Here is a 6,825-nt window from a genome sequence, read left to right as displayed (position 1 = left end):
CCCCGGGTGTGGAGCTGCCACTGACGGTGGTGCTCAGCTACGCCAAGGGTGTCTCCGAGACGCTGCGCTTCGTGGTGCTGGCTCGCGAGGATGTGGAGACGGCGCAGGCGCCGCAGGGGGCGGGCTCGGAGTCCTCCGCCTCGTCAGAGGGAGTGCACTGGACCGACATGGGGAAGCTGGGGGCCTGGAGCTCATGGACCCAGAACTTCGCCGGCACCCACGGCAATCAGCGCCTCTATGGGCAGATGGCCTCCGGCTCCGGGCCAAACACCTCCTCGTGCTACAGCGGCTGTGGCGCCACGGCCTGGTCGATGCTGTTCGGCTGGGGTGACTTCCAGGCGTCCGCGGGCAGCCCCGCCTGGACCAAGCGCTGGGGCCTGTACCGGGCGAACGGCGGCTACGGCAGCAATGCGGTGGCGCCCGTGAGCAATGACACCGGCGTGCGCAACATGACCTGGGAGCTGCGCAACCGTGTCGACACCTTCTGCAACCCCTTCAACGACAGCGGAGCCACCGCTCCGTGGAACATGGGCGATGCCAGCGGCTACCTGACGAACCGCTCGGGTGCGAGCCTGTCCACCCACTACAACGTCCTGGGCATCCACGAGACCCGGCTGCGCGAGAAGGCGCGTAACTCCATCCGGGATCGCAAGGTGCCGGCCATCATCGGCACCGGCTGGCTGACGCACTACCCGCTGGCCTACGGCTACAGGTGGCGCAGCCGCACGGTGAAGAAGTGCTTCATCTTCTGCTGGACGGACACCGAGTACCAGCGCAACTTCTACGTCAACCAGGGCTGGAACGGCAGCAACAACGGCTGGGTCAGCTCGGGCACGTGGTTCGCGGGCCAGCTCTACGCGAACTGAGCCGCGGCGCTTCAGCAGCACGGAGGGCCCTACGGGAACGTGGGGCCCTCTTTGCCCAGAGTCTCACTGCTCCATTCCAGCACCGAGGAGACGACAGGCTCCAGCTGAGCCGCCATCTTCTGGTGGCCCGTGACGCTGGGGTGAGAGTCACAGCCGAAGTCCACTGGCGTCTCCAGGGTGTCGTCGATGAGCGCCAGATGCGTCCGCCCTCCATCTCTCGCGCGCTGGCGCTCCACGATGGCCCGCAGGTAGGAGCTCGCCGGGTCTTTCATGCGAGGACCCGCCACGCTGAAGATGGGCACCTCCGGATAGGCCCGCCGCACGTCCGCGATGAGCGCCTCGTACCCCTTCGTGAACACCTCCTGCGGAGGGTGCGGCTGAGTGGAGAAGTCGTTCGTCCCCAGGTTGATGATCACGGCATGCGGAACCCAGCGGAGGAAGTCCCAGCCGGGCTGCTCCTTCTCCGCCTTGGCCTGGGCGAAGTAGCCGGGCATCGGCTTGGGTGAGGTCGGCGCCGGCTCCCCGTAGTTGCGCACCACCCCTCGTCCGGACTTCGCGATGACTTCGTACTCGGCGCCCAGCCGCTGGGAGACCATGGCCGCGTAGGTCCGCTCGATGTTCTGCGTCTCGCGCGTGAACCTGCACCCAAGCTGCCCCTCGTTCCCGTAGCCCGCGGTGAACGAGTCCCCGATGAAGAGCAGCCTCCGCTCGGGCCTCGGCGGGAGCTCCACGAGCCCATGCTCTGGATCGAGGAGGAAACCCCGGAAGACGGCCTCGCCCCACCCGGGTTCCGTCCGCCGCGTCAGCCGAACCGTGTGGCGTCCCTCTGCAAGCCCCTGCGCCAGCAGGTACACCTTCTCACCGGTGGTGCGGAGCACGGTGGAGGGCTGGCCATCCACGGACACGTTGTAGTCGTTGTTCCCATCCTCGAGCAGGACGGCGCAGGTGGTGCCCTCGAAGGCGGCCTCGATCGTGGTGCCAGGCCAGTCGAAGGCGGGGGCCTTCGCGTCGGAGAAGTCGAAGCGGCCGGTGTACCGGATGAGCGGGTGATCCGCCTCCACCCGAGTCCCCTGACCCGGAGTGGGGACCACCCGGAGCGGGCGCGCACAGCCTGCCAGCAGGAACAGGGGCAAGGCCCACGAGAGGAGATTTCTGGGGCTCGGGAAGTTCATGGTGCGGAGATTCTCGCACCGGACTCCTGGGGGGCGGTAGCGCCCTAGAGCCTCTCTCACGCCATGCGCCTCACGGGCGCCGCGCGTTGCCCCGGAACCAGCTCGGCTCTGCGCGCACCGGGGTGTTGCCCGCGAGCATGCCCCGCATGAAGAACGGATCCTGGGAAGAAGACGTAGGGGTGGATGAGCTCGGGGCGGCTCGCGGCCTGGGCGTATCAGCTCTCGCAACAGTAGAGCCCAGGCTGACGCCTGTTCAGGCGGGCCGCTCTCGGAAAGAAGGCATGTCTCCGGGCGGTTGAAGCATGATGCGCCCCATGCAGCGACCACCCTCCCTGCCGGTCTCCTCGACGGCCCCTGCTCTCGGGGAGTTCGCACGCACGCAGCTTCGGGCTGGCCGCTCCGCCTTGCTGGGGCTGGCGCTGCTCGGCACGGTGGCACTCACCAGCCCCCTGCTCGCCTACCGAGAGGACCTGCAGAACGCCCGCGAGGAGGCGCTTGACCAGATCTCCATCCAAGCCCAGGTCCAAGCCGAGGCGCTGGGCGTGCACCTCCAGCTGCTGGAGGCGGAGCTGCAGCGCCTGGCCAGGCACCCGAAGCTGACGCTCGGCAATGGCCCCTCCAGTCCGGAGGTGGCCGTGCTGGACAACGCCCTCCACCACACCCACCTCTTCTCCGAGGGTGTGGCCCTGCTCACCCCCTCGGGGCGCCGGGTGTGGAGCGATCCGCCCGAGATGTCGCTGGGGGACTCTCCCGTGGACACCCGCCCCTGGTTCCGCCGGGTGCTGCAGGAGCGGGTCTCGGACATCAACCTGCTGGAGCGGGACGACGGGCCGCTGGTGGTGGCGGTTCCCATCGTCCGCTCCGACACCGTGGTGGGGCTGCTGGTGGGTGAGCTGCGCGCGGGGGCGCGTCCACTCCCAGGTGTCCGAGCGAAGGACACGGACATCTCGCTGCTGGTGGGCAGGAACGGGAAGCTGCTGCTGCCCGTGCCTCCGCAGAACTTCACGTGGACCCCGGAGCTCGCCTCGCGCCTGCTCGCGCTGGCCGAGGCCCCTGGACCTCTTCGCCTGGGAGAGACGGGCATGCTGGGCGCGGCGGCCCCAGTCCCCGTCCCGGCGGGTGTCAGCGGCATGCTGCTGGCCGTACTGGAGGACGAAGAGCAGAACACCGCGCCCCTTCGGCGCCGCTTCCTCGGGCAGCTCGTCTTTCACAGCGCCCTGCTGACCGGTACCCTCATGGTCTTCATCCTCTTGCTGAGGCGATCCTACCGCGCGCTGCTCGCCGCGGAGGATCGGCTGCGACACCAGGAGACGATGGCCGCGCTGGGCTCCGCCAGCCAGCTCATTGCCCACGAGGTGAAGAACGCCCTCAATGGCATCCAGGCGGCCCTCTCTCTGCTCCGACCCGCCACCTCCAGCGGAGAGGTGGCACTGCCCGCCTTGCGAGCCCAGGTGCAGCGGCTGGGACACCTGGCGCGCTCGCTGCTGTCCTTCGGCGCACCGCGGGTCGCCCTGCGTCGTTCCTGCGAGCTGCGCCTGTTGGTGGAGGAGGCCCTGCAGTCCGTGCGCCTGCTGCCAGAGGCCGAGGACGTCCGCATCGGCGTGTCGATGAAGGAGGGCCTCACCGTGCAAGGAGACCCTGCGCTGCTGGTGGCCGCCATCGACAACCTGCTGCGCAACGCCGTAGAGGCGGGCGCGGTGGCACGCGACACGGGCCTGCGGCCCAACCCCTGGGTGCAGGTGAGCCTCGCACGCGAGGAAGGTGACGTCGTCCTGGTGGTGGAGGACAACGCGGGCGGGGTGGACCCCGGCCTGGAGCCGCGCCTGTGGGAGCCCTTCGCCACCGCGCGAGCCAAGGGCGTGGGCCTGGGGCTGCCCATGGCCCGGGCCGCCGTGGAGGCTCACGGGGGCAACCTCACGTATACTCGCCTGCCCGAGGGCAGCCGCTTCAGCCTTCGGCTTCCTCTGGAGAGCGCCGCATGAGCACCTCCCTGCTCCTGGTGGATGACGATCGCACCTTCTCCTCGCTTGCGTCCTCTGTCCTCTCCCAGGAGGGCTTCCTGGTCCGCACGGCCCGCTCGCTGCATGAGACGCGCGCGGCGTTGGCCCGCGAGGCGCCGGATCTGGTCATCCTCGATCGCCGGCTGCCGGATGGTGACGGGCTCTCCTTCCTCCCGGATCTGCGCGCCCAGCTGCCCGGCACCGTGGTGTTGATGGTGACGGCGCACGGAGACATCGCCAGCGCGGTGGAGGCCATCAAGGCAGGCGCGCGCGACTACCTGGCCAAGCCGGTGGAGCTGGACGATCTGGTGCTACGAGCGCGCCGGGCCGCTCAGGACGTGCAGCTGCAGGAACGGCTGCACCGGGCGGAGAGCGCGCTGGGGAGCCGGCGGCGCATGCTGGAGCCCCGCTCGTCCGCCATGCGGCAGACGTTGCAGATGCTCGAGCGCATCGCCACCGCGCCGCGCAGTCCCGTTCTCCTGCTGGGAGAGACGGGCGTGGGCAAGGAGGTGCTCGCCCGCCACCTGCACGTGCTGCGCGCGGAGCAGGGGCCCTTCGTCCACGTCAACTGTGCCGCCCTGCCGGACACCCTGGTGGAGAGCGAGCTGTTCGGCCACGAGCGGGGCTCCTTCACCGACGCGCGCACCGCCCGGCGCGGCTTGGTAGAGGTGGCCAACGGCGGCCTGCTCTTTCTCGACGAGGTGGGGGAGCTGCCGCTGGCGCTGCAAGCCAAGCTGCTCACCTTCCTGGACAAGGGCGCCTTCCGGCGGCTGGGGGGGAGCAGCGAGCTCACCAGCAGCGCGCGCGTGGTGGCCGCCACCAACCGAGATCTCACCCAGGAGGTGGCCGCCGGCCGCTTCCGCGAGGATCTCTACTTCCGCCTGAGCGTCTTTAAAGTGGAGATCCCCCCGCTGCGTGCTCGGCGCGAGGACGTGCTGCCGCTGGCCGAGGCGCTGGTGGCCGAGCTGTGCGCGGAGGTGGGCCACCGGCCGGTGGTCTTCTCCTCCGCCGCGCGCGAGCGGCTCCAGCGCTACCCCTTCCCGGGCAACGTGCGCGAGCTCCGCAACGTGCTCGAGCGCGCCCTGGTGCTCGAGATCGGCCCCACCTTGGAGTTGGAGGCGCTCGCGCCGGGCAGCCAGCACCCTGCTTCCACGGTGGATCCCAATGCCTTCACGGTGGCGGGCCCACCGCGCCCCCTGGAGGAGATCGAGCGGCTCTACGTACGCCACGTGCTCGAGCGCATGGAGGGGCGCCGGATGGATGCTGCCCGGGTATTGGGAATCTCCTACCCCACCTTCTTGCGCCGGCTGGGAGAAGAGTGAGCCGCCCTGAAGCGGGCACCTGCCCGTCCGCATGCTTTACAGGCTGAACTAGAATTAAAGGTTTTTACAGCCTCCCCGGGTGACACTTCAAAATTCTTTAAGTCTCCGTTGAAGTCCGTTGGCCTCCCCAGAGGAGAGCTGGGCTCCACACCCCTGGCATGTCCCTTGCCAAGTCGGAGCCCGAACCGCGTCGTGCCCCGGCTGGGGGGCGACGCCTTGCTCAATCTGGAGGTTGAGAATCATGAAGTCTGGCGTGTGGAGAGCCGGCTCTGGTGGCCTGGTTCGGGGAGTGCTCGCGAGCGACGTGCCCGCCTCCCTGGTGGTCTTCCTGGTGGCAGTCCCCTTGTGCATGGGCATTGCCCTGGCCTCGGGTGCCCCCATCATGTCCGGCCTCATTGCCGGGGTGGTGGGGGGCCTGGTGGTAGGGCTGATCGGCGGCGCGCCGCTGATGGTGAGCGGCCCTGCGGCCGGCCTGGCGGTGATGGTGTTCGGCTTCATCCAGGAGCTGGGCTTTGCCGCCACCTGCGCCGCCGTGGCTGCCGCGGGGGTGGTGCAGATGGTGCTTGGCGGCCTGAAGGTGGCGCGGGCCTCGCTGGCCATCTCGCCAGCTGTCATCCACGGCATGCTCGCGGGCATCGGCATCCTCATCGTCCTGGGGCAGCTGCACATCGTCCTGGGGGGAGCGCCGCAGGCCAACGCCTGGGAGAACCTGCGCCAGCTGCCGCAGCAGCTCGCGGAGCTGCACGGCCCCGCGACGATCCTGGGCCTGCTCACCATCGGCCTGCTGGTGCTGTGGCAGGTGCTGCCCCCGAGCCGTCTCAAGCAGGTGCCCGGGCCGCTGGTGGCGGTGCTGGGCGCCTCCGTGGCCGCGGCGGTGTGGGGCGGGGACGTGAAGCGGGTGGAGCTGGCGGGAGACTTCTTCAGCAGCCTGCGGCTTCCCTCGCTGCCTGAGGGGAGCTGGGTCGCCTTCGGGGTCGCGGTGCTCTCCCTGGCCCTGGTGGCCAGCGCCGAGTCGCTGCTGAGCGCGGTGGCCACCGACAAGATGCACACCGGCCCGCGCGTCAACCTGGACCGCGAGCTGTTCGCGCAGGGCCTGGCCAACACCCTCTCGGGGCTGATGGGCGGCCTGCCCGTCACGGGCGTCATCGTTCGCAGCGCCGCCAACGTGGCCGCGGGGGCGAAGACGCGCGTGTCCGCCGTGCTGCACGGCGTGTGGATGCTGCTCTTCGTCACCCTGCTGGCCTCGCTGCTGGGGCTGGTTCCCCTCACCGTGCTGGCGGGGCTGCTCGTCGTCGTGGGCGTGAAGCTGGTGAATGTGCAGCACATCCAGGAGCTGCGCCGCCGCGGGGAGCTGTCCGTGTACGCGGTGACGGTGGCCGGGGTGGTGGGCATCAACCTGCTGGCGGGCATCGCGCTGGGCCTGGCGCTGGCTGTGGCGCGGCTGCTGTGGCGGCTGGGCAAGGTG

Annotated in this window: 5 protein-coding genes; 4 read left to right on the top strand and 1 reads right to left on the bottom strand. The window is 69.8% G+C overall.

Annotated elements, in window-relative coordinates; translation table 11 throughout:
* The coding region (locus VD972_RS11590; RefSeq protein WP_324985321.1) for a hypothetical protein at nt 1-866 on the top strand (866 nt) is incomplete at its 5' end.
* Nucleotides 867-895: 29 nt separating this feature from the next.
* Here VD972_RS11590 and VD972_RS11585 read toward each other — a convergent pair.
* Nucleotides 896-2,038, bottom strand: coding sequence for an SGNH/GDSL hydrolase family protein (locus tag VD972_RS11585; RefSeq protein ID WP_324985318.1), 1,143 nt, complete (start codon nt 2,036-2,038; stop codon nt 896-898).
* Nucleotides 2,039-2,352: 314 nt separating this feature from the next.
* Between VD972_RS11585 and VD972_RS11580 the strand changes: the two genes are divergently transcribed.
* From VD972_RS11580 to VD972_RS11570, 3 genes are all read left to right on the top strand, one after another.
* Complete coding sequence (locus VD972_RS11580) at nt 2,353-4,020, top strand: sensor histidine kinase (protein WP_324985315.1); 1,668 nt, start codon at nt 2,353-2,355, stop codon at nt 4,018-4,020.
* On the top strand, nt 4,017-5,360 hold the full coding sequence (locus VD972_RS11575; RefSeq protein ID WP_324985312.1) for a sigma-54 dependent transcriptional regulator: 1,344 nt from the start codon (nt 4,017-4,019) through the stop codon (nt 5,358-5,360). The genes VD972_RS11580 and VD972_RS11575 overlap by 4 nt, the downstream gene beginning before the upstream one ends.
* A 241-nt stretch (nt 5,361-5,601) precedes the next feature.
* Nucleotides 5,602-6,825, top strand: a 1,224-nt coding sequence (locus VD972_RS11570) for a SulP family inorganic anion transporter (protein ID WP_324985309.1), incomplete at its 3' end; no start/stop codon positions are given.

The sequence above is a fragment of the Hyalangium sp. genome (genome assembly GCF_035629615.1).
GTDB lineage: Bacteria > Myxococcota > Myxococcia > Myxococcales > Myxococcaceae > Hyalangium.
The sequence above is the reverse complement of the archived record's forward strand: the minus strand, read 5'-3'. Positions and strand labels throughout refer to the sequence as shown.

Bases quoted from the DNA above. Each gene is read 5' to 3' on its own strand.
- VD972_RS11585 (WP_324985318.1), bottom strand. From the start codon at position 2,038: ATGAACTTCCCGAGCCCCAGAAATCTCCTCTCGTGGGCCTTGCCCCTG.
- VD972_RS11580 (WP_324985315.1), top strand. From the start codon at position 2,353: ATGCAGCGACCACCCTCCCTGCCGGTCTCCTCGACGGCCCCTGCTCTC.
- VD972_RS11575 (WP_324985312.1), top strand. From the start codon at position 4,017: ATGAGCACCTCCCTGCTCCTGGTGGATGACGATCGCACCTTCTCCTCG.